At 50.2% G+C, this 26,081-nt stretch carries 21 protein-coding genes and 1 other RNA gene; 2 read left to right on the forward strand and 20 right to left on the reverse strand.

From position 1 onward, the window contains the following. Positions 1-108 precede the first annotated feature (108 nt). From BLU99_RS00450 to BLU99_RS12210, 4 genes are all read right to left on the reverse strand, one after another. Complete coding sequence (locus BLU99_RS00450; protein WP_091899227.1) at positions 109-789, reverse strand: hypothetical protein; 681 nt, start codon at positions 787-789, stop codon at positions 109-111. Beyond that, positions 776-973 carry a hypothetical protein gene (locus tag BLU99_RS12120; RefSeq protein WP_143065715.1) on the reverse strand — a complete coding sequence of 66 codons (198 nt, stop codon included), beginning with the start codon at positions 971-973 and terminating at the stop codon, positions 776-778. The genes BLU99_RS00450 and BLU99_RS12120 overlap by 14 nt, the downstream gene beginning before the upstream one ends. After that, a complete protein-coding gene (locus tag BLU99_RS00455; protein WP_255397392.1) occupies positions 933-1,805 on the reverse strand; it encodes an RHS repeat domain-containing protein in 873 nt (290 codons plus the stop codon). The genes BLU99_RS12120 and BLU99_RS00455 overlap by 41 nt, the downstream gene beginning before the upstream one ends. Before the next feature lie 80 nt (positions 1,806-1,885). Continuing rightward, positions 1,886-2,056 (reverse strand): hypothetical protein, encoded by a 171-nt coding sequence (locus BLU99_RS12210; RefSeq protein ID WP_176770998.1) that lies wholly within the window; start codon positions 2,054-2,056, stop codon positions 1,886-1,888. A gap of 543 nt (positions 2,057-2,599) precedes the next feature. Between BLU99_RS12210 and rnpB the strand changes: the two genes are divergently transcribed. Then, positions 2,600-2,975: RNase P RNA component class A (gene rnpB, locus BLU99_RS00465), an RNA gene on the forward strand. A gap of 13 nt (positions 2,976-2,988) precedes the next feature. Here the strand turns inward: rnpB and BLU99_RS00470 are convergent. The 14 genes from BLU99_RS00470 to BLU99_RS00535 all read right to left on the reverse strand — a co-directional run bounded on the left by BLU99_RS00470 (position 2,989) and on the right by BLU99_RS00535 (position 22,926). Then, positions 2,989-4,125: a purple acid phosphatase family protein gene (locus tag BLU99_RS00470; RefSeq protein WP_176770999.1), complete on the reverse strand. Its 1,137-nt coding sequence runs from the start codon at positions 4,123-4,125 to the stop codon at positions 2,989-2,991. Between the two features lie 59 nt (positions 4,126-4,184). Next, the gene (locus BLU99_RS00475) at positions 4,185-5,456 is read right to left on the reverse strand and encodes a histidine phosphatase family protein (protein ID WP_091899230.1); all 1,272 of its coding nucleotides are present in this window, start codon (positions 5,454-5,456) and stop codon (positions 4,185-4,187) included. Positions 5,457-5,460: 4 nt separating this feature from the next. Continuing rightward, on the reverse strand, positions 5,461-6,768 hold the full coding sequence (locus BLU99_RS00480) for a histidine phosphatase family protein (RefSeq protein ID WP_091899231.1): 1,308 nt from the start codon (positions 6,766-6,768) through the stop codon (positions 5,461-5,463). 43 nt (positions 6,769-6,811) lie between these two features. Then, the gene (locus BLU99_RS00485; RefSeq protein ID WP_091899232.1) at positions 6,812-7,924 is read right to left on the reverse strand and encodes a glycoside hydrolase family 18 protein; all 1,113 of its coding nucleotides are present in this window, start codon (positions 7,922-7,924) and stop codon (positions 6,812-6,814) included. A 37-nt stretch (positions 7,925-7,961) separates the two neighbouring features. Then, positions 7,962-9,830, reverse strand: coding sequence for a RagB/SusD family nutrient uptake outer membrane protein (locus BLU99_RS00490; RefSeq protein ID WP_091899233.1), 1,869 nt, complete (start codon positions 9,828-9,830; stop codon positions 7,962-7,964). Between the two features lie 12 nt (positions 9,831-9,842). After that, complete coding sequence (locus BLU99_RS00495; protein WP_255397393.1) at positions 9,843-13,613, reverse strand: SusC/RagA family TonB-linked outer membrane protein; 3,771 nt, start codon at positions 13,611-13,613, stop codon at positions 9,843-9,845. A 289-nt stretch (positions 13,614-13,902) separates the two neighbouring features. Continuing rightward, entirely contained in the window at positions 13,903-14,868 is a 966-nt protein-coding gene (locus tag BLU99_RS00500; protein WP_091899234.1) for a FecR family protein, read from the reverse strand. A gap of 115 nt (positions 14,869-14,983) precedes the next feature. Then, positions 14,984-15,535 carry an RNA polymerase sigma-70 factor gene (locus BLU99_RS00505; RefSeq protein WP_091899235.1) on the reverse strand — a complete coding sequence of 184 codons (552 nt, stop codon included), beginning with the start codon at positions 15,533-15,535 and terminating at the stop codon, positions 14,984-14,986. A 22-nt stretch (positions 15,536-15,557) separates the two neighbouring features. Then, complete coding sequence (gene thrC, locus BLU99_RS00510) at positions 15,558-16,877, reverse strand: threonine synthase (RefSeq protein WP_091899236.1); 1,320 nt, start codon at positions 16,875-16,877, stop codon at positions 15,558-15,560. Between the two features lies 1 nt (position 16,878). Then, positions 16,879-18,165 carry a cofactor-independent phosphoglycerate mutase gene (locus BLU99_RS00515; protein ID WP_091899237.1) on the reverse strand — a complete coding sequence of 429 codons (1,287 nt, stop codon included), beginning with the start codon at positions 18,163-18,165 and terminating at the stop codon, positions 16,879-16,881. A gap of 83 nt (positions 18,166-18,248) precedes the next feature. Next, positions 18,249-20,690, reverse strand: coding sequence for a bifunctional aspartate kinase/homoserine dehydrogenase I (gene thrA / locus BLU99_RS00520; RefSeq protein ID WP_091899238.1), 2,442 nt, complete (start codon positions 20,688-20,690; stop codon positions 18,249-18,251). Positions 20,691-20,832: 142 nt separating this feature from the next. After that, the gene (rlmH, locus tag BLU99_RS00525; protein ID WP_091899239.1) at positions 20,833-21,303 is read right to left on the reverse strand and encodes a 23S rRNA (pseudouridine(1915)-N(3))-methyltransferase RlmH; all 471 of its coding nucleotides are present in this window, start codon (positions 21,301-21,303) and stop codon (positions 20,833-20,835) included. Next, on the reverse strand, positions 21,275-21,604 hold the full coding sequence (locus BLU99_RS00530) for a DUF4491 family protein (protein WP_091899240.1): 330 nt from the start codon (positions 21,602-21,604) through the stop codon (positions 21,275-21,277). Before BLU99_RS00530 ends, rlmH begins: the two co-directional genes overlap by 29 nt. Before the next feature lie 11 nt (positions 21,605-21,615). Next, positions 21,616-22,926 carry a GH25 family lysozyme gene (locus BLU99_RS00535; RefSeq protein ID WP_091899241.1) on the reverse strand — a complete coding sequence of 437 codons (1,311 nt, stop codon included), beginning with the start codon at positions 22,924-22,926 and terminating at the stop codon, positions 21,616-21,618. A 377-nt stretch (positions 22,927-23,303) separates the two neighbouring features. On the opposite strand from BLU99_RS00535, the gene BLU99_RS00540 reads away from it, so the two are divergent. After that, complete coding sequence (locus BLU99_RS00540; RefSeq protein ID WP_091899242.1) at positions 23,304-23,723, forward strand: hypothetical protein; 420 nt, start codon at positions 23,304-23,306, stop codon at positions 23,721-23,723. Between the two features lie 33 nt (positions 23,724-23,756). Here the strand turns inward: BLU99_RS00540 and hisC are convergent, their stop codons facing one another. Together hisC and hisD are read right to left on the reverse strand one after the other, a co-directional pair. Then, positions 23,757-24,791 carry a histidinol-phosphate transaminase gene (hisC, locus tag BLU99_RS00545; protein WP_091899243.1) on the reverse strand — a complete coding sequence of 345 codons (1,035 nt, stop codon included), beginning with the start codon at positions 24,789-24,791 and terminating at the stop codon, positions 23,757-23,759. Beyond that, positions 24,788-26,071, reverse strand: coding sequence for a histidinol dehydrogenase (gene hisD, locus BLU99_RS00550; RefSeq protein WP_091899244.1), 1,284 nt, complete (start codon positions 26,069-26,071; stop codon positions 24,788-24,790). Before hisD ends, hisC begins: the two co-directional genes overlap by 4 nt. Positions 26,072-26,081 lie beyond the last annotated feature (10 nt).

Genomic DNA, 26,081 nt, shown 5'->3' on the forward strand with positions numbered 1-26,081 from the left:
ACTCAATATTACACAAAGTATCCAATTTCGTTTCGTTATAAATATAATGTTACCTTCTTTATTTCCTGGTACGGTCGGTCTCATGATAGGGATGGTTGCCGCAGTACGTCACCTTTCTATTTCATTCGATTCATGTTCAAAATCATACCCTCCAATGAGACCAAGTAATAAAATTGTTTCTTTCTCATCTAATTCTTTTGTGAGAATATAGAAAGGAAAATCTTCTGCTATGTTTTTGGAGTATTTTATCTCCTTATAGACCTTGTAAACTTCATCCATGGATTTGCTAAATAACAGAGATCTAACAAAGTCGTCTTTGTTGACAAATTCTATGTTCTTTTCATCATCTGTAGTTTGATGCTCATCTAACAGATAATTAAAACATATCAAGCATGCTTCTTTTAGGAATGCTTCATCTATATTCTTTTTTTTGGCAAATCTACAGATTTCTGCTACTATCCCTCCATGATTGAGACTTTTAACAATATATACTTCAGAATGATAAATAATTAAAAGATGGGTATGACTATGAGAGGAAAGCATCTTAAAAGAATATATGCCATCAGGATTCTCTTTGTCTTCATTTATTCCTTTCCCATACAAAAAATATATACAATAGTCTATATTAATAGATTTGTAAAAGTTTTGTATGGAATCCTGAACATAAATAGGTAAAATCCTATCTGTTTTGTTCCAATTTAGTTCTGTTTCATTTCGTTTGGCAAATCCAATTTCAAATGAAAACAAGATCGAAGCGATGATTATATAGCAAAATTTATTGATTTCCATCTTTTATATTTTTTAATTCGTCTCTAAATTGCTGTTCTATTTCTCGAGGCTTCTTCTCGGCTTCTTGTTTTGATCTAGGCTTTCCATTGTTCGCACTTGAGATATCTTTATTTATTTCTTCCTCATCAGAAGCATGTACACTTTCATGTGCAGCTTCGGCTCCAACAGCCTCTGTTAATGTCAATCCGCAGTTTTGGCTGAAATTCCATCCGAGAGATTCTTTGTCCAGTAGGCGTAAGCATCATTCCTTGGTACACCATTTTCTCATTTTCTGATGCATGCCTGGAGACACATATTTTTTTAGATGCACTTATGTAAAATATACTCACCCCTTTAGAGTTGACAACTTTTCTTCCATCCGGATCAATAAACTTCACAGGATTATTATTTGCATACGCATAGGGACTGACGCCGTAGTATTTCTCGCAGAGGGGATCTATTCTATCCCATCTTGCGAGGACGGGGTAGTGCTGTCTGGCGCCGTAGTCGTAGGTGTTCAGGCCGAACGTGCCGTCGAACTCCTTGCCGTTGTATTTGTAGGGCTGGGCGTCACGGTTCAGCACCATTGCCTTCAGCGTGTCCACGAGCTGGCCGCCGAAGGGGTAGTAGTTCACGCGCTGCTTCATCGCGCCCGTCGAGGTCACCGTCTCACGCACCGTTCCCAGGTGGTCCCTGTTCTGGTAGTAGAACGTGAACTTGTCCGTCGTGCCGCTGGCCGTCGCCTGGGCGTAGCCGCCGTCGAAGAGGTACTTGTCGATCTTGCCGTTCCTCACCACCAGGCTGCCGCCCAGCAGGTAGTCCGTCGAGTCCGTGCTCTGGATCTCCGACGCCTTCAGCTCCACCTGCTGCCCGATCGCACGGCAGATGTTCGCCTTGGCCGTGTAGTGCACCATGCGCAGCTTCTGGCCCGTCGCACTGTAGACGTACTTCGTGATGCTGCCGTTGGTGAAGTAGATCTTCTGGGGGTTGCCGTTCAGGTCGTAGGTATAGCTATCGCTTATCATCTTCCAAGCCATATGGTTGATATCGAGGGCAAATATAGGCAATTTGTCTGAAACTGCTATTTCCTTTACTTCAGATTTATGCGCGAGATTCTTTAATATAGATAATACACATACGTTTCGTAAACGCTATCAGCATCAGTTTCCTTAAAAGTGTATCTTACATATTTCTCTCGTTTCAGGAACTCATTCCTGATCTTCTTCAAAATCCTTTTCGGAAGCGGACATTCGTCCCATGGCGTATCATTCTCCAATTTGTAATTCATATTCGAATAGATCTCTCGGCGGGCTTGTAACATGTTATTTACAATAATACGAGTTATTCCTACGGAATCGACTCTCTTGTATTGATCCTTTGGATGATTGTCTTTCGCAAAAACGATCTTCCCCATAACAGCCACTCTATAGTGTGACATTGTATCATACTTGATATCGTAATCAAAAAGAGGCTCAGAGATAGTACCACATGAAACACAATCTCCTTCTATATAACTTGTTCTGAAAGAAACAGAATCCAAAGAGACATCGGGTATGTCTTTCGTACTTACTGTACCAAAGAACTTCTCACATGACATGGATGTGCCACAACTCACCAACAAACAACACGTCAATAGAATAAGTAACTGTTTCATGCAATATCTTATGCAGGTAGAAAGCTTTATATCGAGGGCAAATATAGGCAATTTGTTTGAAACGGACAAATCTGTGAGGTAATTTGTGGGTTGGATCGCGAAAATACTCTGTCTCGGCAAAAAAAGAAACGAGTTTCTTTGTTTTGCGCTTGACTTTTCGTAATTTTGCAGCCGAAAGCACTGCCACGGTCTGTCGCTGGTGTCTTTGACACGAGAGGAAAGTCCGGGCAGCACAGGGCGCTCCACTTCTGAAAATGGAAGCTATTGGTGACAGTAGGTGAGGGCAGAAGAAAATAACCGCCTGTACTCCTGATGGAGCAGGTAAGGGTGAGAAGGTGGTGTAAGAGACCACCAGCCAATGGGTGATCATTGGGCTGTGCCTGCTGGAGGCTGCAAGTTCGCGTATACCATCGTCTGAGGGTTGCCCGCCCGACGGCTTCGGCTACGGTGGAGGGTAGAACGCTTGAGCCATGGGGTGACTCATGGACTAGATAAATGACAGACACCGGTGCCTGCATCGGTACAGAACCCGGCTTATAGGGGCAGTGCTTTCTTTTTTGTTTAAATCAGAAATCTTTATCTAACAGGATACCACCTTCGGCCTTGAGTGCTTTCAGGTGAAGGCGACCATCTCTCTTAGACAGCACGAACACGGTGGCTATGCTGGGTTCTTCTCCACCAGCGATGACGACAGGAAAAGGATGAACACCTTTCTCTGGCGGTAGGTAGGCATACTCATGCAGATCGGCATTGAGGCAGATGTTGAAAGGCGCATTCGTCAGTAGTCGTCCCCACACATCATGGAGCGGGTCGCATCCCTCATAGCCGTAAAGGGGCACATGGTGGATGAGAACACGATGTTGTGCGTTCTTAAACGGTGCGGAGCATAACTCACTCTTCAGAAATCCACCCACTTGCTCACGGAACAAATCATTACGGTTCAGATGGGCAAACTGCGGGTTGTCATCACTGCGTGTCTCGCCGAAGTCTAACATTACAAAACGGGTATTACCCCAATTGAAGGCACCATACAAGGAGCCGTCCAGGAAATGAAGATAGTCGTGGAGATGCCACGACCAGGCACCACGCGCCTCGTGGTTTCCTCTCAGGTACAATACGGGGTTCTCTGCAGCATCTACTTTCTCATTGAGAACAGCCAGCATCTCGACAAGATCCTGTTCGCTGTCGGGCTCTACCAGACAGTCGCCATTGAAGATGATGAGGTCGGCAGTCACATCTCTTACCTTCTCTGTGAGGGCTGTGATCGTTTCCTGATGACGATGGATATCGTTGTAGATAACAATGCTGAAGTCATTACTCTGCAGGTCGGGCATCACAAACGAATAGATGCGGGACCGTGCGGTATCGCCTAAAGTGATATGACGGTAACGGAAATCCTTGACGACTTGCGAACATACACGATAGTAATAACGCTGTTGTGGCTTGAGGTCCGTCAGTGTGATGTGGTGTATCGTGTTGTTGGCTACTACCTTACCTTCCTCAATATGCCAGACGGGGGAGAGTCGGGTAGAGTCTATGCCGTATTCAACCCAACTGACTGTCGGTATGTGTGTTGACCATGTCACCACCATATCGTTGTTGACCGTTGTCGCTGTCTGGGCGAAAGAGAGTTGTAGGAATGGTCTGAGTGAAAATACAGAGTCAGTCTCCTGAGCTAACGCAGGAGAGAGACTCTGTATCATAATATAGCAAAAAACCAAAACTTGTCTTGAAAGTCGCATGATGCTTCTTGTCTGATGATTTAGAATCGATGGTTCAGGAAATCCTTGACATCCGTCCATCGGTAATAAGGCTCACAATCCGTCTTTACCGGGATGGTGGTCTCGTTCTCGTTGAGCAGGAACTTCACCAGCACATCTTTCGCATCTGTCTTCCGATAGAACACCATCTGGATATTGGCGGCCATGGGAATGATCTTGTCGATGGAGATGTACTTGTACAGATTCTGGATGTCGGTTGTTCCACCCATGGCCTCTTTTAATCCCAACAGATAAGCCAGTGGCAGTACCGAACTGTCATGACTGAAGCGAAGGGTCAGAGATGGCTCACCTGCATGGATCGCCTGATCGGCTTTGCTGACGATGCTGTCGAGCACCTCTTTCTGTTGCAGGTAGATGGGGGTTGAGCCGGGTACAAGTCCCGTAGACAACAGCCATCCGGCATTATAGCCTGTCCACATGTTAAAGAGTTCTTCCTTCGTGAACACGTCTATCAGGGAGATGTTGAGCTCAGGCACGTTCTGCAGATCCTCTGCCACATTGTAGAGGGCCTCCATCAGTTCTCTGCCGTCGATGAACTGTTTCGCGCGAGTCTGGTCGGTGAACAGTGATGTCATCAGTCGGGCGGGGTTGTGTGCATCCTCGAAGATCGTCGACCGCTGCTGTTCATAGACCTCACTCTGAGGTGTAGCAGCTGGTTTGATGCTGAGATCCTCGACCACGAACTTCATATCGTGCTTACTGGCATCCATAGCGATGTCCAGTGCAGGGTTCTGTGCCTTCAGCTCCTGACAGAAATTGAACATGCTCAGCATGCAACGGCGTGAGGTCGATGATTTCGCGTCGATCTTTAAGGGTTGCGATAGCAGTTCGGTGAAACGCTCATACATACGATGGGCGATCTCCCGGTGCTGACGTGCGCCAAGCTTAGACAGGTCGCCATCACGGTTCCAGGCGTCTGCGTAGCCAATGCGTAATTTGTTCAGCACGTCCTCACCTTTGGCGGTGAGGATACCAAACTGCCGGGCACTGTCGAGTTTGTTGATGGCCGTGACATAGTAGTCGTTGTGTGACATATAGCGTGAGCCATGTCGACCGTAATGACTAATGTAGAATGGCACATATCCCTTGGGAGCGGGTGTCAGTTCCTTCTGACTAGGACCGGGATAGGCGAAATAGTTAGATCCCGTGCGGTAGATATCGTTGAAGATCTCTTCCTGGGATGTCTGTGCCTGTGCGGTCAGAGCAGTCAGTAAGGCGATTGCCCATAAAACAGGTCTGCGATTCTTCATCATGACGCTATTTCTTCTTGATCTTATCCTTATATGTGATGTTTGCCTGTTTCAGCATGTTCCTGTAGTAGCTCTCCACATCCTTCCAGTGATAGTATGGGAAACAATCGGTTGTGATGGGGATGGATGTCTCGTTCTCATTCATCAGGAACTTCACCAGGATATCGTCTGAGCCCTGCTTGCGGAAGAAGATGAGCTGGATATTACCGGCCATCGGAATCAGACGGAAAAGGGCAAAGTGATTGTGCAGGTCTTCCATGTCGTCGGTACCCTGCATGGCCTCTTTCATACCGAGAATATAGGCGAAGGGTAATACTGTGCTGTCGTGTCCGAAACGCAGGCGTACGCCGCTCTTCCCGGACTTGATCATGAGATCGGCCTCGTCGAGGAAGTTTATCAGCAGCGGATAGTGGGCGTAGTGGTTGGGCTGTGCACCAGGCATCAGACCTTCCCAGAGGCACCAGCTGGCGTTATAGGCACGGAAACCATCGATGAACTCATCGTCGGTGAACAGGTCGTTGAACGACAGGTTCAGCTCCGGCAGACAGTACATGTCGGCAGCAATGTTCCACAGCGCGTCGGTGAACTTATAATGATCGATGAACTTACCGGCTGCCTCAGGGTTATTGAACAGCAGTTCAAACTGATGACGGCCGTTAAGCATCTTATGACGGAACACGTCGAGTTTCTCGTACAGTGCATCATCTTTGTCCGACTTAGGGATGACGATGCTGTCGTTGGCAATCATGTAATACATGTCGTGTTCACTGGCATCCATCGAGATGTTCAGACTGGGGTTCATGCTGATCATCTCCTGACAGAAGTTAGCCATGCTGAGCATACAGCGTCTGACGGTAGAGGAGTTGGCTTTGACGTCGATGGCCTGATTCATCAGTGACGGATAGTTCACCATCAGACGGTGTGCGATGGCGCGGTGCTGACGACCACCCAGCTCTGTCAGGTCTCCGTCGCGATGCCAAGCGTTGGCGGCAGCCACGTTCAGTCGCTGCAGGATCTCCTTACCGTATTCCGTGAGCAGTCCTTGGGCCTGTGCGGTGTCCATCTTACCGATGGTGTACTTGTAATGCTTGTCGCTCGTCATATATCTGGCACCATGACGTCCGTAATGGGTTACGTAGAACGGCTCATAACCATCGGGAGCAGGGGTGATATGCCCTGACGGGTTGGGATAGTTACAATAGTTACCAGTTGCCAGATCGAGATGAGCCATCAGCTCTGTTCTGGAAGTTTGAGCCTGAGCGGCAAGACAAAGTCCTGCCGCCAGACACATCATAGAGGTTTTGATCAATTTCATTTTTCAGATATTAATAGTTGTTGTTGTTTCCAGTAGCGACTGCTTAATAGCCCCAGAGCCCTTTCCTCAGAGCCTTGCGAAGCGTACCATTGCTGTCGTCATGATCGTACGACCATACCATTGCGCCACCCAGTCCCTTGTTCTTGATGTACTTACACTTGGCTGCGATGGATGATGCGTTCTCGAAGGAACAGATGTTGGTTGTCTGACCTTTCCATACGAGGTAAGGCACGCAAGCGTCGTCATCCCACTTCTCTGTGTACTTATCCTTCTTCTCGATAAGCTTCTTGACTTCAAAGTAAGACACGTCTGCCTTGAGCTCGCTGTTGCTTCCGTTGGCATGACCATAGAAAGGAATACCCATCAGAATCTTTGAGGCGGGAACGCCAGCGTCCATATAGTCAATCATTGACGAGTTGCATGAACCCTTGGTCATAGATGATGAGTGCAGCGGTGCATTGTGGTATGGGGGATCACCCATGTCGTAGGTCATGATATTCACAAAGTCGACATACTTAGACAGTCCCTTCATGTCGTAATAATCGGGATGCTTTGCGCTCACGTCGATAGACAAGATCTTCGGACGACTCTTGTAATACTTATCGAAGGTCTCACGGAAAGTCTTCATCATCTTGGTGAGGTTAGCCTTATCGCTCGAGCTGTATCCAATATTATTGGAAGTAGCCTTTCCGGGATATTCCCAGTCGATATCGACGCCGTCGAGTCCGTAAGTATCAATCAGCTTACTGCACTGGCTGATGAACTTCTTCACCTTGTTGTCGTCTCTTGCTACCTGACTGAATCCGTCGACACCCCAGCCGCCGACCATGAGGATGATCTTCACGTTACTGTTGGTCTTGTTTCTGTGTTCAACGATCTTGTTCAGATACTGAGCAGCTTGCTTGCTAACGAGAGTGCCATCGAAAGAACTGTTGAAGACAGTCTTAGAGACGATGACATGTGTCATGTAAGAGAGATCGGGTAAGGTTTCTGGTTTTCTCCAGAAGTAGGCGATAGGCATTTCTGAAGACCCCCGAGTAATCTCGGTCTCTGACTCATTTGTTGCGGGGTTGCCTGATGTCAGGAGCTCCGGCTCGTCTGATGAACAGCTAAAGAACATAGCTGACACCATGAAAAAGGATAATAGCTTTTTCATAATTGTTTTTTTTAAGATTGATGTTTATTGATTGAATTTACCAGCCATAAGTCTGGCTTAATGTATAGCCGCGCTGACCATAGTCGTCAATCTGCTGCTGACCGATAGGTGCGAGGTAGTTACGATCGGAGAACGGCTCACGGTTGGTAGCGTTACGTACCACGTAGAAGCCGACCATCTCACTGGCGTTAGTGCCATCGTAGGTCACTCGAGTTCCATCTTTCTTCTGGACAGTCAGTACACCGATCAACTTATCAAGATACTCGTTGGTGTCGTTGTTTGGCATCACGATCTCCTTCGAGAAGTCGATCCACGGTCCGAGGTAGTTATCGGGGTTACGGTCGTAGTCCATGTAGTTGAGTTTGTGCCAACGGCGCAGGTCCTTGATGCGAGAGCCTTCGTTGAAGAGCTCCATGCGACGCTCACGTCTGATCTCCCAGAGAAGGGCAGGCACGTCGCTGTCGCGATCAGGATCCTCGGGAATAGCGTTGATGTTCAGGGCAACGGTCTGTTGTACGCCGCGTGCCTTGGCATCGTCGTCGAGAGGACGCTGACGGATGGCGTTGATACTCTTGTCGATATCCTCCTGGGTGACAGCAGCACCACCATAGCTCAGAGCCAACTCTTCCTTAGCCTCGATCCAGTTAAGTACGATCTCACCCAGACGCATCAGAGGTGCGTCGTTCTCGTTGAAGTCGGAGTACCAAGTAGGTTTGATGACGTTATGGGTAGCCTCGAAATACTGGAGAGCCTCTTTCGACGCATACTTGTAGTGGTAGATGAGCGACGAAGAGTTGACATCCGGCTTATTGTAGAAACAAGCGTCGAAGCGCGGGTCACGTGTCTTGGTCAGATTGGCCAGACTGAAGTCGTTGGCGCCCTCGATGGTTGAGATGCTGGCGGGCTTGCCATCGTTACAGTTGAATGCCTTGATGAAGGCCAGGCTCACACCTGTCTCACTCTCAGAACCACCATTGTATGAACCGATGGCATGAGTGATGTTCAGGGATGCGTCGTAGTGGCGGTAGAACAGCACCTCACTGTTGCTGCTCAGATCGAACGAAGCGAACAGGCTCTTGAAATCGCTGTCGAAGCTCCACTTACCGCTGTTGATAACCATATCACCAGCCTTTACTGCGAGTTCCAGATATTTCTTCGCACGGGCAGCATCGCCACCGCCACGCTCTGTACCATGATACTTCTGCCATGTTCCCTCATTGAGCATGAAGCGGCTGATATATCCAGCAGCGATATACTTGTTGAGGAACAGAGCACCATCGTTCTCGCGCATGTTGTCGAGTGCATAGTTGAAGAGCACATACACACTGTCCATCACGGCTCCGCGTGCGTCACGATCCTTATACATCGTTTCGGGGTCATCGTCCTTGACAACATCAGCAAAGTAGGGCACATCACCATATACGCTGACAAGGTCGGCATACTGGAATCCTTTCAAGAATTTGGCCACACCCATCCAGTGACGATAGGCCTCCTCGTCGATATTGTTCTTGGCGACAGTGTTCAGACGGTCGATGAAGATGTTCAGTGAGCGGATCAGACCGAAGCCCCATGTCGGACCGTAGTACTCTGAAGAGCAGCCGCGTGACTCGCTCTTCGATCCCAGAGATGTCGGAACCTTATTGGTGAAGTACGACTGTGTACCCTCGCTGACGAAGTCGTCGCAGAATCCTGTCGAATAGGAATATGCCCAGTCACGATCCCATTCTAAGCCATATCCTGGGAAGAAGGTCTCGTAGAAGTGGTTGGCATAGGAGCGCAGATCGTTCTCCGAGCGCCAATAGTTAGTATCTTCCATCGTGGTGAGCGACTCTCTGTCGAGCAGGTCGCTACATCCGCAGGTTACAAATGCGGTGGAAATCAGTAGATATTTTATAGTCTTTTTCATTGCTCGGATGCTTTAGAAGTTCAACTGAATACCGATAGAAACGGTTTTGAATGTAGGTGTACCAACACCGGTACGGTCCTGTGGACTACCGAAATAGGTGTTACCTGTCTCGACCTCTGGGTCGATGGGCAGACCACGCAGCTTATCCCATGTAAGCAGGTTCTCTGCGGTGAAGTAGAGACGTGCTTTATCTACGCCGATCTTACTTGTCAGAGCGTAAGGCATGGTATAGCCGAAGGTGAGGTTCTTCAGGCGCAGGTAGGCCATGTTCAGGATATAACGGTCGTTGACCATGAAGTTGTAACTGTCGTTACCAGAACCCATGCCCATGGCTGCGGGATAGAAGGCGTCTGTATGATCCTCTCTCCAGTAGTTGTCGGCGATGGCGGCAGCCATACAACCGTCGGAATACTTATATCCAGCGATACAGAGCGGGCCCTGTCCCCAGATCTTACGCTTGCCGATACCCTGGAACATCAAGCTCAGGTCGAAGCCTTTCCAGTCGGCACCCAGACGGAAGCTATACTCCAGACGTGGGGTAGAGTTGCCGATCTTCACGAGATCACCATGATCATCAGTGGTCTTGGTGCCCTTTGACAGTTTGCCGTCGCCGTCTACATCCTTATACTTCACGTCACCAGGACCGAAGTGGAAGCTGCTACCTTCGAAATATGACTGGTAGACAGGCTTAGAACCGTCGGCATTAGGTTTGAGGATATATGAAGACTTGCCGATGCAGTTGGGGTCGTCGGTGTCGGCGGCTGTCAGCTCGCGGTAGATCAGGTTGCCATTGGCATCAGTCTCAAAGTCATCCCACTGATAGAGACGGTCTACCTTGAAGCCCCAGATTTCTCCGTATTCCTTACCGACATACCAGTCGCTCAGGTTCTTGGTGTCACCGAACTTCTTGACAACTGATCTGTTGTCAGCGATATTGAACTGACCATAGATTCCCAGTCCATTGGCAAAGCGGTGGTTATAGTCGATAGAGAGTTCCCATCCCTTTGTACGGAGCTGACCGTTGTTAGCCTTCGGTGCGCTGGCGCCATAGGTGATGGTGTTCACACCGTCGGTAGGCACGATCATGTTCTTCGTATCTCTCTGGTACCAGTCGAAGGTTATTCCCAGTTCGTTGTTAAGCAGACGGAGGTCGACACCAACGCCGAGCGTCTCGATCTTCTGCCAACTGATAGAAGCGGAAATGGCCGATGGGGTGTTGACATAGAACACTCTTGTACCGTTACCACCAATCCAACTGCTGAAGCCTGTGCTCATCGTGGGGATATAGAGTGATGAGCTGACGGTCTGGTCACCGATAGAACCCCATGATCCTCTCACCTTCATGGATGAGATGACGGGCTTCGTCCATTCCATGAACTTCTCTTCACTGACACGCCATCCTGCAGAGAATGAGGGGAACCACTTCCAACGCATGTCGGTGGGGAACTTCGATGTTCCGTCGTAGCGGAGGTTAGCCTCGAAGAGATACTTGTCGGCATAGACATAGTTCAGACGACCGAAGTAACCAAGCTGTGATGACCAAGAGGCGCCACCACCGCCAGTCCATGTACCAGTACCGAAGGCGAACTGAGGATTCTCGAAGTTCGTCAGTTCTGTTACCTGAGTATACTGACTGCTGGCATCGTAGGTCGTCAGGTTCATACCGACCATGAACTTAAAGTCGTGTACGTCCATCAGTCTCAGCGTGTAGTCGGTATAGGCATTCAGCGTGTGACTATAAGAGTTTTCATGATTGCGCTTGAAGAGGTTGGGTTTGTCGGCACCGTTGTAGTTGGCCATATATGGCAACTTGTAGGATACCATTGCCCCCTCAGTATCTTCGCTTACCACTTGTCCGGCATTGTTCACATAGATCTTATTGCCGTTGGCGTCTCTGCGTACGACAGGTGTGTCACGATAAGAGGCTGCACTCAGCGTAGAACCAGGAAGGGTGGCGATATACTCCTTATTATAATAGGTATAGTCGGCCTTGATCTGCCAGTTCTTCAATGGGGTGATGGTCACGCCCATGTTCACGCTGGAGTAGTTGGTCTTCTGACTCTGACTGGCGGCCTGCATGGTGGCACTCTGTGCCGAACGGATGATCTCACCGTCTTCGTTGTAGCCCATGGCCATCAGAGGTGACCAGCGGTAGAGATAGATCCAAGGACCATCGCTGCCCGACTCCGTCAGGAACGGATATTTCTTGTTGAAGGTAGAGTACATCATTCCACCGCGGATGGTCAGGAACTTGTTTACCTCGGTCTCCAACTTCACAGAAGCGTTGTATTTCTTGAAGTTGTCCGTACAAGTGCTGAACATACCGTCCTGACTCAGATAACCCAGTCCGATATTAAAGGTGGTGTTACCCTTCTTGCCGTTGACGGTGATATTATGCTTTGTGGAAGGAGCGTTCTCACGGATGATATAATCGTAGATGTTGTATGGACGGATACCATAGATACGTCCGCTCTCATAGAACCAGTCACGACCATAGACAACGGGGTCGTCGGCACCCATGCTTCCGTATTTCTCAATCCAATCCTTGGTCATCTGCAGACTCTGCTCACTTACACGGAAGTAAGAACCCGTGTAAAGACCGTCGTAAGAATAGTGACCAGTATGTGAGCTGTCCTTTTCACGAGCGCGGCAGTCGAGCATATACTGCAGACCGTTCACGCCAGCCACGTCGTAGTCCTTCGACAGGTTCTCCCAGGCGAAGTTACCTGTATAGGAGAAAGAAACCTTATCGGTCTTCGCACCTTTCTTCGAGGTCAGCAGTACCACACCGAAAGCACCTTTCGAACCGTAGATAGAGGCCGAGGCTGCGTCTTTCAGAATGGTGATTGACTCGATGTCGTCGGGGTTGACAACCTGAAGCGAAGGAATCTCCACGTTATCCAAAAGGATCAGTGGAGAGGAACCGCCCTCATAAGAGCCGATGGCACCGCGAATCTTCATCTTCGGGTTTGAACCTACCTCACCTTGCGGGTCGGTAACGGTCAGACCTGCGACAGCACCCTGCAGACCACGTCCTACGTCAGAGATGACACGACCCTCGAACTGCTTGCTGGCATCGACAGATGCGACGGCACCAGTGAGGTTGGCCTTCTTCTGTACGGCGTAACCCACGACCACCGTCTCTTTCAGCAGCTGGGAGTCGTCGTCCAGGATGATACGGGCATTCTTGGTTGCCTTCACCTCCTTGGACTCATAACCTACGTAGCTGACGATGAGTGCGCTTCCTATGGGAGCCTCAATGGTGTATTCACCATCAAAATTGGTGATGACACCGTTTTTTGTGCCTTTCTGCATGACGGTAGCACCAACGAGCGGTTCACCAGCCTTGTCAGTTACCGTTCCCGTGATGATAGTCTTGCCGTCGGGCGATGTGTTTTTGTTATCCTGTATTGAAGATCTGGAGAGAACAATATATTTATTGGTCGTGAACTCATAACGGATACCCTTGGCCTTGACAAACTGATCCATGAAGGACTTCAGCTTTCCTTCTTTCTGGGCAAACGATACCTGTGAGTTAACGTTCAGGTCGACGTCGCTATAGACCAACAACAGGTCGGTCTGCTTTTCAATAGCGGTGAAGAACTCTGAAATGGTTACTGTTTTTGACGGTAACTTTAGATTTTGGTTCTGTGCGTTGGCAGTCAGCGTGGCAGATAACAAGATGCAGACTGTTGCCAGAATTTTTACGAAGCGAGAGACATCCAGAAACTCTGATATGTCTTTCAGACATCCACGATGTCGTAGTTTTTTCCTTGAATTCATTGTTAGGCTTTTAATTTTTAGTTTGGTAATTCTCAAACTCCTCCATGACGGTGTGAGTTGAGTTGGTGGCTTGTTGATACATGATCAACACATTGCTGGTAGTTTTTAGTCAATCAGCGAGGTCATTCACGTTTGTTGGTTATGTCCATAGGCATTCAAATTTAGTTATTTATCATTGAAATCTATGTCTATAACCCTTTATCGTTATAAATCCACTAAAGGAAAATGAATTTTTTTTTGTTAAATCGGTCTTGAGGTCCTTCTTTTAACATTTAAGACCTGGAAGAGACTATTGGTAAAGCATGATCTCATTCTTCTCGTCGTCTTTCTGTATCTGGAATGGATGAACCTTCTGCATGAGGCGTAGGATCTCCATCACACCGTCACGCTGGCGGAACTTACAGGATATCTCAAGATCAGAGATGGCCGGATTCTTCACGATAATCTTGACGTCGTAATAGAGCTCCAGCTTCTTGATGATCGATCCCATACGCTGCTTATTAAAGGAATAGATGCCATCTTTCCACAGGATGGGGTTCTCTTCGATGGCACTGACCACATAACCATTGGCGGTCTCTGTCAGCTTCTGGTTGGGAAGCAGGATCGTAACTTGACTCTCGTTGTCACTCTGATAGACGCCAACCTTTCCTCTCAGCAGAGATACCGAGAGCGGCTCTTTAGGATAGGCGAAGACATTGAAGTAGGTGCCCATCACCTTGACGTTATGTTTGTTGGGCGTTGTGACGATAAACGGATGCTTATCGTCTTTCACAATATCGAAGAGAGCCTCGCCCGAGAGTTCTACCTTACGTTCCTTTCCAAAAGCAGAGGGGTAGTGGAGCGTAGAATGCGCGTTCACCCATACCGAACTACCATCTGGCAGGATGATATGGGCACGCTGTCCGTCGGGCACTGTCAGCGTCTGTGCGATGGTGTTGGAGGATGATGGCTGAAGAAGGCTGTAGGCGATCCATGTACTCAGGATTCCGAAGAGGAAGACGGCGGCATAGCGCAGGATCTGAAGTCTGACGATCTTATGTTGCTGACGGCGACGGTTGCCCATAAACAACTGATAGCTTTGGTTGCCTGCATCCTCATCCTTGAGTGATTCATGCAGGTGGGTAAGAGCCCTGACATTCTGGTAGTCTGTCATCTCTTTTCTCAAGTCGGGGTCGTTCTCAGCATCACAGAGCAGTTCCATACGTTCTGTCTCGCTCAGCTCGTTCTCGTAATACTTGATAATCCTTTCGTCCATACTATCCATACAGCTTGTATTTTATCCTCATTCTGTATATATAACCTTCTTTGTCATGAAATCCACTAAGAGTCTGTCGAATAAAAACCTTAAAAAACCAAAATATGGTAACGGCTTAGATCGTGGGGAATAAAAAGAGCAGGAGCGGAACATAGTCTTTCAGCTCTTGTCGCAGTTTTTTATAGGCTATTCCAATCTGTACCTCGATGGTGTTGATCGATATGCCCAGTTCCTGTGCTATCTGTGCCTGTTTCTTACCTTCAAGCTTGCTCATCACGAAGATCTCACGACATTTCGGAGGCAACTTCTCTATGGCCTCATAGAGAAGATCCTCTATACTCTTTTCGTCGGAGAAAGCTGTATTGAATGCCTCCAAGGAGTCGTAACGCAGTTTCGTTTCCAAGACATACTGCTTCTGTATGCTCGACTTGGCCTTCTCTGCGACGAGATTCCTGCGTAGCATCTTCAGCGATCTGTTCTTGATGCTCGTAAAAAGGTAGCTTGTCAGGTTGATGTCCTCGTCGAACGAGTCCCATTGTTCATAGATCTTCAGGAAAGTATCTTGAACAATGTTCTCCGCGTCTTTCTCGACGAGGACATATTCCTGCGCAAAATGCTTGGCGCGAGAATACCAGCCGACATAGAAATGTTCGAAACTGTCTTGCATATCTTGTCGATATCGTAATCCTTTACTGGGTCAGCAGATACTTCTTGAAGTCGGCAAAGTCCTTTGTCATGGGGACACTCTGCTTCGTTCCTTTCATGAAGGCTGCCAGACGGTCGGGGATTGCCACGTCGATGCCGACAATCTCGTCGACCTTTTCCTTGAACTTAGCCGGATGGGCGGTCTCACAGAACACACCCGTCTCATCGGCAGCCAGTCCTTCCGCCAGTGCCTGATAGCCGCAGGCGCCATGTGGATCAAGGATATAACCCGTCTCCTGGTAGCACTGACGCATGGTCTCACGGATCTGGTCGTCGTTGTAGGTGGCACCGCTGATGAGAGCGGTGATACGCTCATGACTCTTGCCATAGAGGTCGTAGATACGGGCGAAGTTCGAGGGATCGCCCACGTCCATAGCGTTGGCCAGCGTCTGCTTCGATGCCTTAGGCTCATACTTGCCTGTCTGCAGGTATTTGAAGAAGATATCGTTGGCGTTGTTAGCTGCAATGAAACGTTTGATGGGCAGGCCCATCTCATGTCCGAAGAGGGCGGCACAGATATTACCGAAGTTGCCGCTGGGCACGCACATCACCAGGTTATCGGCCTTGCCCTGTTCCTTCATCCGGGCATAGGCGTTGAAGTAGTAGAATGCCTGTGGCAGGAAACGGGCCACGTTGATCGAGTTGGCCGATGTCAGTTTCATGTGCTGGTTCAGTTCTGCGTCCATGAAGGCGTTCTTGACCAGCGCCTGACAATCGTCGAAGACACCGTCCACCTCAATGGCGGTGATGTTCTTGCCGAGCGTTGTGAACTGACACTCTTGGATAGGTGATACCTTTCCTTTCGGATAGAGCACATACACATGGATGCCCTCTACGCCCAGGAAGCCGTTGGCTACGGCAGAGCCTGTATCGCCGGATGTTGCCACCAGCACATTCACTTCCCCTTTCTCCTGACTCCCGACTTCTGTCTCCTTCCGAATAAAGTACTGCAACAGACGGGCCATGAACCGCGCGCCTACATCTTTGAAGGCGAGTGTAGGACCATGGAAGAGCTCCAGGGTATAGATATTCCCCTTAACCTGCACCACGGGACAGTCGAAGGACAGTGTGTCGTAGACAATCTGTTTCAGGGAGGCTGCATCCACATCCTCGCCGAAGAAAGCATCGGCAACGGTATAGGCAATCTCCTGGAAGGTCTTGGTCTCGATCGTGTCGAAGAAAGTCTTCGGCAGTTTCTTGATCTTTTCTGGCATATAGAGACCACGATCCTCGGCCAGTCCTTTCACCACGGCCTTATGCAGGTCGGCGGTGGGTGCTTGTTGGTTAGTGCTATAATATTTCATCTTATTCTATTTTCATTAGTTCTTGCATGAATTCCTGAAGTTTCAGCAGACCGTAGCCACCACTGACACAGCTCACCTCGTCGTATTGCTGCACCTCGTCGGGCTCGATGCCTCTGTACCAGAACAGGAAAGGTACGGGCTGTCCAACGTGGATGCGCATCTCTACGGGCGTGAGATGATCGGGGAGTACGGCTATGCATACGGGCTCGTCCCAGGTCTCCACCTCTTTGTATATAGGCGTGATAAGACGCTGGTCGAGATACTCGATGGTCTTCAGCTTCAGTTCGAGATCACCGTCGTGTCCAGCCTCGTCGCTAGCTTCCACATGTACGAAGACGAAGTCCTCGTCTCTCAGGGCCTTGATAGCTGCCTGTGCCTTACCTTCGTAGTTGGTGTCGGCCAGACCGGTAGCACCTTCCACCTCGATGATACGCAGTCCGGCGTAGTGGCCGATACCTCTGATGAGGTCTACGGCAGAGATGACAGAACCCTTTTTGATCTGCGGGAACTGCTGTTGGAGCGTCTGCATAGAGGGCCGATAGCCGCCGCTCCAAGGCCAGATGCTGTTGGCCTGACGCTCACCACGCTTAGCACGCTCCTGGTTGAAGGGATGTGCTGCCAGCAACTCCTGCGACTTCAGGATCATCTCGTTGATGAGGTCTGCTGTCTGCTGAGGGGTGAGACGATTTGTCTCGGACTGTATATCCTGACACGCCTTGCTGTCGGATGGCTGATCCGGCTGGACGAGGAGTGGACGCCATTCTTCGTTGGGATGATCGTGGGGTGGGGCGCAGACGATATGCTTCGAGCCACCTTTGATAACCAACAGATGACGGTACTGGATGCCCGTGATGAACTTCACCCGTTCGCAACCTTCCCGTTCGTTAATAGGCTTGGCCAATTTCTCATTCAGGTATCTGATCAGCACGTCGGCATCCTGAGTCTCCAGGTTACCACCGTTGTGCGTGATGATCTTCCCATCCTCGAGAGTGATGATGTTACAGCGGATGGCCAGGTCGTCATCGGCCATCTCGTAGCCGATGCTGGCTGCCTCAAGCGGACCGCGTCCCTCGTATACCTTATTCAGATCGTATCCCAGAATGGCGGTGTTGGCCACCTCAGAACCTGGAGGAAATCCCTCAGGTACGGTGACCAGTCGACCCGTGCGACCTTCGCGCGCCAACAGGTCCATCATTGGTTTATGGGCATATTGCAGCAAGGTCTTCCCACCGAGTCGCTCGACGGGAAGATCTGCCATACCATCACCTAATATAATGATGTGTTTCATAAAACTTCGTTTTTATGCATCATCGGCTTTACCTCAGCATAAAGCAAGCTTTCTGCCTTCGGCTTGCACGATAATTCATCATTTTAGATGTTTGCAATTGACATGATGTTCGCGAATACACCAGCTGCAGTTACGGCTGCTCCTGCACCGTAGCCCTGAATGAGCATCGGATACTCCTTATAACGCTCAGTGGTGAGCAACACGATGTTGTTAGAGCCTTCGAGAGGATAGAACGGATGACTCTGCGGAACCTCTTTCAAGGCCACATTGGTCTTGCCGTTCTCCATCGTGGCCACGAAGCGCCAGCGCTTACCCTCGGCCTCGAGCACCTTGCGGCGTGCCTCGAAGTCGGCATCCAACTCAGGCAGTCTCTTCCAGAAGTCGTCGATGCTGCCCTCAAAGTAACTGTCAGGCACGAAGAGATGCTTCTCTACATCCTCCTGTTCCACCTTGTAGCCAGCCTCACGGGTCAGGATGACGAGCTTACGGATCACATCCGTACCGCTCAGGTCGATACGTGGGTCAGGCTCGGAGTAACGCTGCTCCTTGGCGCGGCGCACTGTCTCAGAGAAGGGCACGTCGGCCGCGATCTCGTTGAAGATGAAGTTCAGCGTACCAGAGAGGATCGCCTCAATCTTCAGAATCTTATCACCCGAGTTACACAGGTCGTTGATGGTGCCGATGATAGGCAGACCGGCACCTACGTTCGTCTCATAGCGGAACCACACGCCACGGTCGCGAGCCGTCTGCTTCAGTTTCAGGTAACTGTCATAGTCGCTTGATGCGGCAATCTTGTTGGCTGCCACCACGGATATGTTATGCTCCAGGAATGTCTGGTAGAGCGTAGCAATCTGTTTGCTGGCGGTACAGTCTACGAAGACCGAGTTGAAGATATTCATCTTCACGATCTCGTCGCGCATATGGTCTGTATTGGCAGGATAGCCTGCACGTAGGATTTTCTCGTAATTGTCGAGGTCGATACCGTCGCGGTCGAGTACGAAGTTATCGACATCCGAGATACCCACCACGTTCAACTTCAGACGACGTGACTGCATGAGGAACTGCTGTTGGGTACGGATCTGTTCAAGCAGCATGCCACCTACGGTACCGATACCGCAGATGAAGATGTTGAGCACCTTGTATTCAGAGAGAAAGAACGAGTCGTGAAGCACGTTGAGTGACTTACGCAGGAACTTCCCGTCAACTACGAACGAGATGTTCGTCTCGGAGGCGCCCTGGGCACAGGCAATCACAGAGATACCAGAACGGCCCAGTGTACCGAACAGCTTACCAGCGATACCTGGTGTCTGCTTCATGTTCTCGCCCACGATGGCGATGGTGGCCAGACCACTCTCCACCTGCATGGGGAACATAGCTCCTGTCTCGATCTCCTTGGCGAACTCTGCGTTCAGCACCTCTACGGCAGCGTCAGCATCCTCGTCGCGCACACCGATAGAAGTCGAGTTCTCTGAAGAGGCCTGCGACACCATGAACACGGAGATGCCCTTGTTGGCCAGGGTGGTGAAGATACGGCGGTTCACACCGATCACACCCACCATCGACAGACCCGTCACGGTAATCAGGGTGGTACCCTTGATGCTCGAGATACCCTTGATGGGCTTCTGGTCGTTCTCGATATGATCCTTGATCAGTGTACCCGGATGCTCAGGGTTGAAGGTGTTCTTCACCTTGATGGGTATATTCTTGATGCAGACGGGATAGATGGTCGGCGGATAGATCACCTTAGCGCCGAAGTTACAGAGCTCCATCGCCTCTACATACGACAGTTCATTGATGGTATAAGCACTCTTGATGACCTTTGGATCGGCAGTCATAAAACCGTCGACATCCGTCCAGATCTCCAGCACGTCGGCGTTCAGCACAGCTGCAATGATCGACGCCGTATAGTCCGAACCGCCACGTCCCAGGTTTGTGGTCTCGTGACTGTCACGGTCTCTGGCGATAAAGCCGGGCACGACATACACCGTTTTGTCGTTGAGATCCTTGAACGTCTCCTTCACCAACTGGGTCGTCAGCTCTGTGTCGAGCACATGCTTGCCCTGTTTCTTCTCCGTACGGATGAAGTCACGACTGTTCATGCGCACACCGTTCTTGATCATCGCTGCCACGATATGCGAACTGAGGCGCTCACCGTACGACACGATGGTGTCCTCGGTCTTCTTCGACAGGTCGTGGATCAGGTACACACCGTAGAAGATACTCTTCAACTGGTCGAAGAGCTGATCTACATTGTTGAATAAGTCTATGCGCTTTTTGTCATCAGAGATGATGGCCTCGATCATCTGGTGGTGGCGTGTCACCATCGCGTCGAATTCCTCACGATAGTGCTCATCGCCCTGCTTGGCCATCTTCGATGTGGCGATCAGTTTGTCGGTGATGCCGTCAAGTGCACTTACTACTACTACGACAGGTTGCGTCCGAGCCTCTGTCTCCACAATTTTTTTCAAGCTAAGAATGCTTTTTACGGAACCTACGGACGTTCCGCCGAATTTCATTACTTTCATATTCCTATGCAATTTATCTTACTGACGGTACCCCTTGACAAGTGGGGTCTTGTTCCCTCAGCGCTGCAAAGGTAGTGTAAATTGCGTGAATAACAAAATAAAATCGGGAAAAACTGTGCTTTTTGTCTGTTTTGTTGAATGTTTATTCATGATGATAGGGCTCACCCTTGATGATCGTGCAGGCCCGGTATATCTGTTCCGTAAACACGAGTCGTATCATTTGGTGCGAGAAGGTCATCTTCGACAGCGACAGTTGTTCGTTGGCACGGGCATAGACGGCAGGCGAGAAACCGTAGGGACCTCCTACGACGAAGACGAGCCGTCGTGCCGTGTTCCGTTTCCGTTCGAGCCACTGGGCGAACTCGATGCTACGGAACTCCTTGCCGTGCTCGTCGAGCAGCACCACCGTGTCAGACGGCTGCGTCTGCTTGAGTATCAGATCACCCTCAGCCGTCTTCTGCTGTTCCTCCGACAGGCTCTTCGTGTTCTTCAACTCCGGGATGGTCACGATCTCGAAAGGCATGTAGTGACCAATGCGCTCCACATAGTCACTGATGCCTGCCTGGAAATGCTTGTCGGTGGTCTTACCCACGAGTATCAGTAGGGTCTTCATCTTTCTGGGGGTATTGGTCCTTACGTTTCGGGTTCATGGGGAACCAGCCTTTATCTACGCGTCGTTTCTGGGCAAACAGTTCGCCGATGCCCCAGAGAGCAGAGGCGCCAAACACGCCGAGGAACGACGATACATAGACATTCTCTACAAACAGGGCGGTGGCGCAGCAGGCAATGCCCACTAGCAGATAGACCACCCACGGACGAGTGCCCCAATAATATTCGGTCTTGATGACAATCGGATGCCAGATGCCGATAGCCAGGAAAGTCATGAGTGCGATGGTGATACCTGTAAAATACATATTTTTCGTGTTTATTTTATTGTTTCTTCTTCAAGAAATTCCTCAAACTGACTCTTGTAGCCGTTGAATACGTTGATGTCCACCTCACCGTGGATGCCGGCCACCCTGCCATCAGGACAGAGCTGCCAGTAGGTCAGTCGTACATCAGGCTTGTACTCCCCGTAACGGGCTATCCACACGCGGTAGTCGCGCTTGATGTCCGGAGCCAGTGAGAGGTACTTGTTCACGAACATCTGGTTGATGTATAAGATGGGGCGTACGCCCGTTCTGCGCTGTACCATGTTCATCCATACACGGATATGCTGGAACATCCTCTCGATGCCGCCCATCTGCTGTATCTGTGCGTCGCTGGGCTCCACGTCGAGCACAGGCGGCAGGTCGCCCTTGCTAAAACGGGTGTTCTGCAGGAAAAAGCGAGCCTGATCTGCACCAGTGGTGCGTACCGACCAGAAGTGATAGGCGCCCGTACGGATGCCGTGTTTCCGTGCCTGCACGTAGTCGCCTGCATAGTATCTGTTGCGGACGGTGGTACCCTCGGTCGACTTGATATACAGGAACGATACAGGGTAGTCGGCGGTGCCGCTCACGTTACGACTGCCTTTCTTGCCGAGCCAGGTGATGCGCATCTGATCCCATCGGATGGGGAACACCTTCCGTCCCTTGCCATGCTGGTAGCGCGCGATGTCGATGCCGTAGATACGTTCAGTGGTATATCTCATGCGCTCGCCCATGAACCGTCCTGTGGTCCAGTCGCCCACGCGCAGATGAGGCTCCCCGTTGTCGGGCTGCAACAGCTCCAGGCCGAACCCGTGCTGACGGTCATCTTCCCAGTGCCCCTCGGCATAGTCTCCGTTGGGACGATAGTAGGCACCGTGTCCGTGAGCCTTTATCTGACTGAAGTCACCCATGTAGGTACCTATGGAGTCGATACGGACACCCGTCTCTACGGTGTCGGCATGACAGGTTCCTATGATAGTTCTTCCTTCAGCGTCGAGGAGGAGTGCCGACCCCTCACGTTGGTAATCTCTCCAGGTGCCGATGTTTCGCACGGGCACGTAGGAGCTGACCTCTACGAGGTGCCGTCTGCCATTGGCAAATGCCACAACCATCTCATAGCCCTCGTCCTCCACGTTATGCCGCTCGAAGTAATAGCGCAATTCATCGTCGATGGCCGATGGCACCGTCAGCGTACTGTCGAACAGCATGTGCGATGCGATGTCTGTGCTCAGGCGCATGCCCGTATAGGCAGGCTTGCGGATATACAGATTGGCAATCATCAGCCCGATGAAGGGCAGGGTGATATACAAGATAATCTTCTTCATTCTTTTTACGAGTGCAAAAGTACGGAAAATAACCGAGAGATACGAATAATTCGTGGTGGTTTTTGAATTTTTTCAGCCTTGATTGGACAATTGGACAATTGGACAAATGCAGCATCAGGAATTGTTCTTTGTTCGCAATGGCTCCCGTATCTGTGTCGTTGTCAAAAAGGGTCGGAGCAAAGTGACAGTTTCCTCGGAGGAAAGTCCGACTTTCCTCCGGGGAAAGTAAAAGTTTTCTAAGAGGAACATCATAAAAAGAACAAAATCTCTTTGTTCTATGCATGGATTTCATTATCTTTGCACTTGGAAACGAGTTGAAGCAAGTCGTTTCTGGATATAAATAGTAGTATATTAGAACCATTAAATTGATTTGACTTATGAAAAAGATTTTGATGATGATGGTTGTTTTGGCCATGACGAGCTGGTGCACAGTTGCATATGCTCAGGATGTGATTACTAATCCGGTGCAGCAGCAGGAGCAGCAGGCTGCCCTCCAGGCAGAGAAGGCCGCTAAGAAGCAGCAGAAAGCTATTGAGAAGAAAGAAAAGGCTCAGAAGAAGGCCGAGAAAGAGGCCAAGAAAAAGGAGCGTGCCATCAAGAAACACAATGATGCGGTGAAGGCTGCCAACAAGGCTCAGAAGGATGCGGAGAAAGCTATTGCCAGATCGCAGAAGGCTGCAGAGAAGGCTGCTATTGATGGTTCAGACAAGGCGCGTCTTGCTGCCGAGAAAGCTCAGGTGAAGGCCACGAAGGCCCAACTGAGAGCGGAGAAGTTGGCCAAGAAAGCGAAGAAATAGAAGAATCCCCTCTGAATGGGAGGGGACTCTGTATTAATACTGACGGAGGGCAGCGAGGAGTTCGTTGTTCTCCGTTTTCGTTCCAATGGTAATTCGCAGACAGTCCTTACAGAGCTGTACACGGTTGCGGTTCCTGATGATGATACCCCGATCGACAAGGTAGTCGTAGATCTTCTGGGCATCTGTCATCTTGGCCAGGAAGAAGTTGGCATCTGTGGGGTATACCTTCTCGCAGATGGGAAGCAGTGCGAAAGCGTCGACCATTCTGCCTCGCTCCTGTAGGAGAATCTTCACCCAGTTGTCTACCTCGTAGGGGTCTTTCAGTGCCTCCAATGCCTGTTTCTGTGTGAGCTGGTTGATGTTGTAGGGGTATTTCACCTTATTATAAATGGCGATAATCTCCTTTGAGGCGAAAGCCATACCGAGTCGGATGGCTGCACATCCCCATGCCTTAGACATGGTGTTCAGCACAATCAGGTTGGGATATTGGGACAGTTCTGAGCGCAACGGTGTGACTGCCGAGAAATCGCTATATGCCTCGTCGACAATGACGATTCCCTCGAAGCCTTCAATCACCTTGACGATCTCCTCACGTCGCAGACTGTTGCCTGTGGGGTTGTTGGGAGAGCAAAGCCAGATGATCTTCGTGTGCTCGTCGACGGCAGCCAACAGCTTTTCGGCCGTTATCTGGTAGTGCTCGTCTAACAGGATGGGACGGTACTCTGTATCGTTGATGTCTGCACAGACCTTGTACATACCATAGGTTGGTTCGATGGCGACGACATTGTCGATACCTGGTTGACAGAAGCAACGGTATGCCAGGTCGATGGGCTCGTCACTACCATTGCCGAGGAAGATGTTCTCGGCAGATACGCCTTTTACCTTAGAGAGGGCTTCCTTCAACTCCAGTTGGAGCGGATCGGGGTAGCGGTTGAAAGGCTGGTTGTAGGGGTTCTCGTTGGCATCGAGGAACACGCGTGCCTCGCGCCCTGCATACTCATTGCGGGCAGAGCTATAGGGTGCCAGTGCCCATATGTTTGGTCGAACTAGTTCTTGTAAAGGTTTCATTTCAAACTGTTTATTCTTACGGTCATCGCGTTCTTGTGTGCATCGAGCTGTTCGGCAGCAGCCATCAGTTCAACGGCTTTTCCTATGTTCTGGATACCTTCTGCCGTGAGGTGTTGGAAGGTCACCTTACGACAATAGCTGTCGAGGTTTACCCCACTGTAGGCGGTCGCATATCCGTGGGTGGGAAGGGTATGGTTCGTGCCACTGGCATAGTCGCCAGCACTCTCACAGGCATATTCGCCGAGGAACACACTGCCTGCGTTGATGACCTTCTCTGCCAGCTTTTCATAGTCGGCCGTCTGGATAATCAGATGCTCAGGCGCATAGGCATTGGACAGTTCGATGGCCTCCTTACGGTCGTGTACCAGAACCAGTCGACTGTTCTCCAAGGCCTTGGCGGCAATCTCCTTGCGTGGGAGCAGTTCGAGTTGACGGTTCACCTCAGCCTGTACGTCGAGGATGACCTGCTCGGATGTCGTGATGAGGAACACCTGTGAGTCGATGCCATGCTCTGCCTGTGACAGCAGGTCGGCGGCGATGAACTCGATATTGGCGGTCTCGTCGGCGATGACACAGACCTCTGACGGACCTGCAGGCATATCGATGGCCACATCGTGCAGGCTGACCTGCTGCTTGGCTGCCATGACATACTGGTTGCCTGGTCCGAAAATCTTGTATACCTTTGGTACTGACTCTGTGCCGTAGGCCATCGCTCCGATAGCCTGCACACCACCAGCCTTGAAGATCTTATTCACACCTGCGATACGGGCAGCCACAAGAATGGCGGGATTCACCTTGCCCTCGCGGTTGGGAGGCGTACACAGTACGATATCCTTGCAGCCTGCGATCTTTGCTGGAGTGGCCAGCATCAGAACAGTAGAGAAGAGTGGGGCTGTACCTCCTGGGATATAGAGACCAACCTTCTCGATGGCGACACTCTTCTGCCAGCAGGTCACGCCAGCACGGGTCTCCACCTTCTTTCCTCTGAAACGCTGTGACTCGTGGAATGCCAGGATGTTGTCATGGGCCATTTGGATGGCTTCTTTCAGTTCCTGACTGACTTTCGTCTCTGCCTCCTGCATCTCTTCGTCAGTGACGACGATTGAGGGCAGGTCGACATGGTCGAACTTCAATTCATAGCCTTTGACGGCATCATCGCCACGTTTCTTGACGTCGGCGAGTACTGCGGCTACTGTCTCGTTCAACTGCGACACATCCAGATGCGGACGTTCCACAAGCTTGTTCCACTCACTTTTCTCCGGATATCTGATGATATTCATCTTCTTGGTC

This window comes from Prevotella sp. lc2012 (assembly GCF_900107065.1).
GTDB lineage: Bacteria > Bacteroidota > Bacteroidia > Bacteroidales > Bacteroidaceae > Prevotella.

Bases quoted from the DNA above. Each gene is read 5' to 3' on its own strand.
- BLU99_RS00450 (WP_091899227.1), bottom strand. From the start codon at position 789: ATGGAAATCAATAAATTTTGCTATATAATCATCGCTTCGATCTTGTTT.
- BLU99_RS00455 (WP_255397392.1), bottom strand. From the start codon at position 1,805: ATGGCTTGGAAGATGATAAGCGATAGCTATACCTACGACCTGAACGGC.
- BLU99_RS12210 (WP_176770998.1), bottom strand. From the start codon at position 2,056: ATGAATTACAAATTGGAGAATGATACGCCATGGGACGAATGTCCGCTT.
- BLU99_RS00470 (WP_176770999.1), bottom strand. From the start codon at position 4,125: ATGATACAGAGTCTCTCTCCTGCGTTAGCTCAGGAGACTGACTCTGTA.
- BLU99_RS00475 (WP_091899230.1), bottom strand. From the start codon at position 5,456: ATGATGAAGAATCGCAGACCTGTTTTATGGGCAATCGCCTTACTGACT.
- BLU99_RS00480 (WP_091899231.1), bottom strand. From the start codon at position 6,768: ATGAAATTGATCAAAACCTCTATGATGTGTCTGGCGGCAGGACTTTGT.
- BLU99_RS00485 (WP_091899232.1), bottom strand. From the start codon at position 7,924: ATGAAAAAGCTATTATCCTTTTTCATGGTGTCAGCTATGTTCTTTAGC.
- BLU99_RS00490 (WP_091899233.1), bottom strand. From the start codon at position 9,830: ATGAAAAAGACTATAAAATATCTACTGATTTCCACCGCATTTGTAACC.
- BLU99_RS00495 (WP_255397393.1), bottom strand. From the start codon at position 13,613: ATGAATTCAAGGAAAAAACTACGACATCGTGGATGTCTGAAAGACATA.
- BLU99_RS00500 (WP_091899234.1), bottom strand. From the start codon at position 14,868: ATGGACGAAAGGATTATCAAGTATTACGAGAACGAGCTGAGCGAGACA.
- BLU99_RS00505 (WP_091899235.1), bottom strand. From the start codon at position 15,535: ATGCAAGACAGTTTCGAACATTTCTATGTCGGCTGGTATTCTCGCGCC.
- thrC (WP_091899236.1), bottom strand. From the start codon at position 16,877: ATGAAATATTATAGCACTAACCAACAAGCACCCACCGCCGACCTGCAT.
- BLU99_RS00515 (WP_091899237.1), bottom strand. From the start codon at position 18,165: ATGAAACACATCATTATATTAGGTGATGGTATGGCAGATCTTCCCGTC.
- thrA (WP_091899238.1), bottom strand. From the start codon at position 20,690: ATGAAAGTAATGAAATTCGGCGGAACGTCCGTAGGTTCCGTAAAAAGC.
- rlmH (WP_091899239.1), bottom strand. From the start codon at position 21,303: ATGAAGACCCTACTGATACTCGTGGGTAAGACCACCGACAAGCATTTC.
- BLU99_RS00530 (WP_091899240.1), bottom strand. From the start codon at position 21,604: ATGTATTTTACAGGTATCACCATCGCACTCATGACTTTCCTGGCTATC.
- BLU99_RS00535 (WP_091899241.1), bottom strand. From the start codon at position 22,926: ATGAAGAAGATTATCTTGTATATCACCCTGCCCTTCATCGGGCTGATG.
- BLU99_RS00540 (WP_091899242.1), top strand. From the start codon at position 23,304: ATGAAAAAGATTTTGATGATGATGGTTGTTTTGGCCATGACGAGCTGG.
- hisC (WP_091899243.1), bottom strand. From the start codon at position 24,791: ATGAAACCTTTACAAGAACTAGTTCGACCAAACATATGGGCACTGGCA.
- hisD (WP_091899244.1), bottom strand. From the start codon at position 26,071: ATGAATATCATCAGATATCCGGAGAAAAGTGAGTGGAACAAGCTTGTG.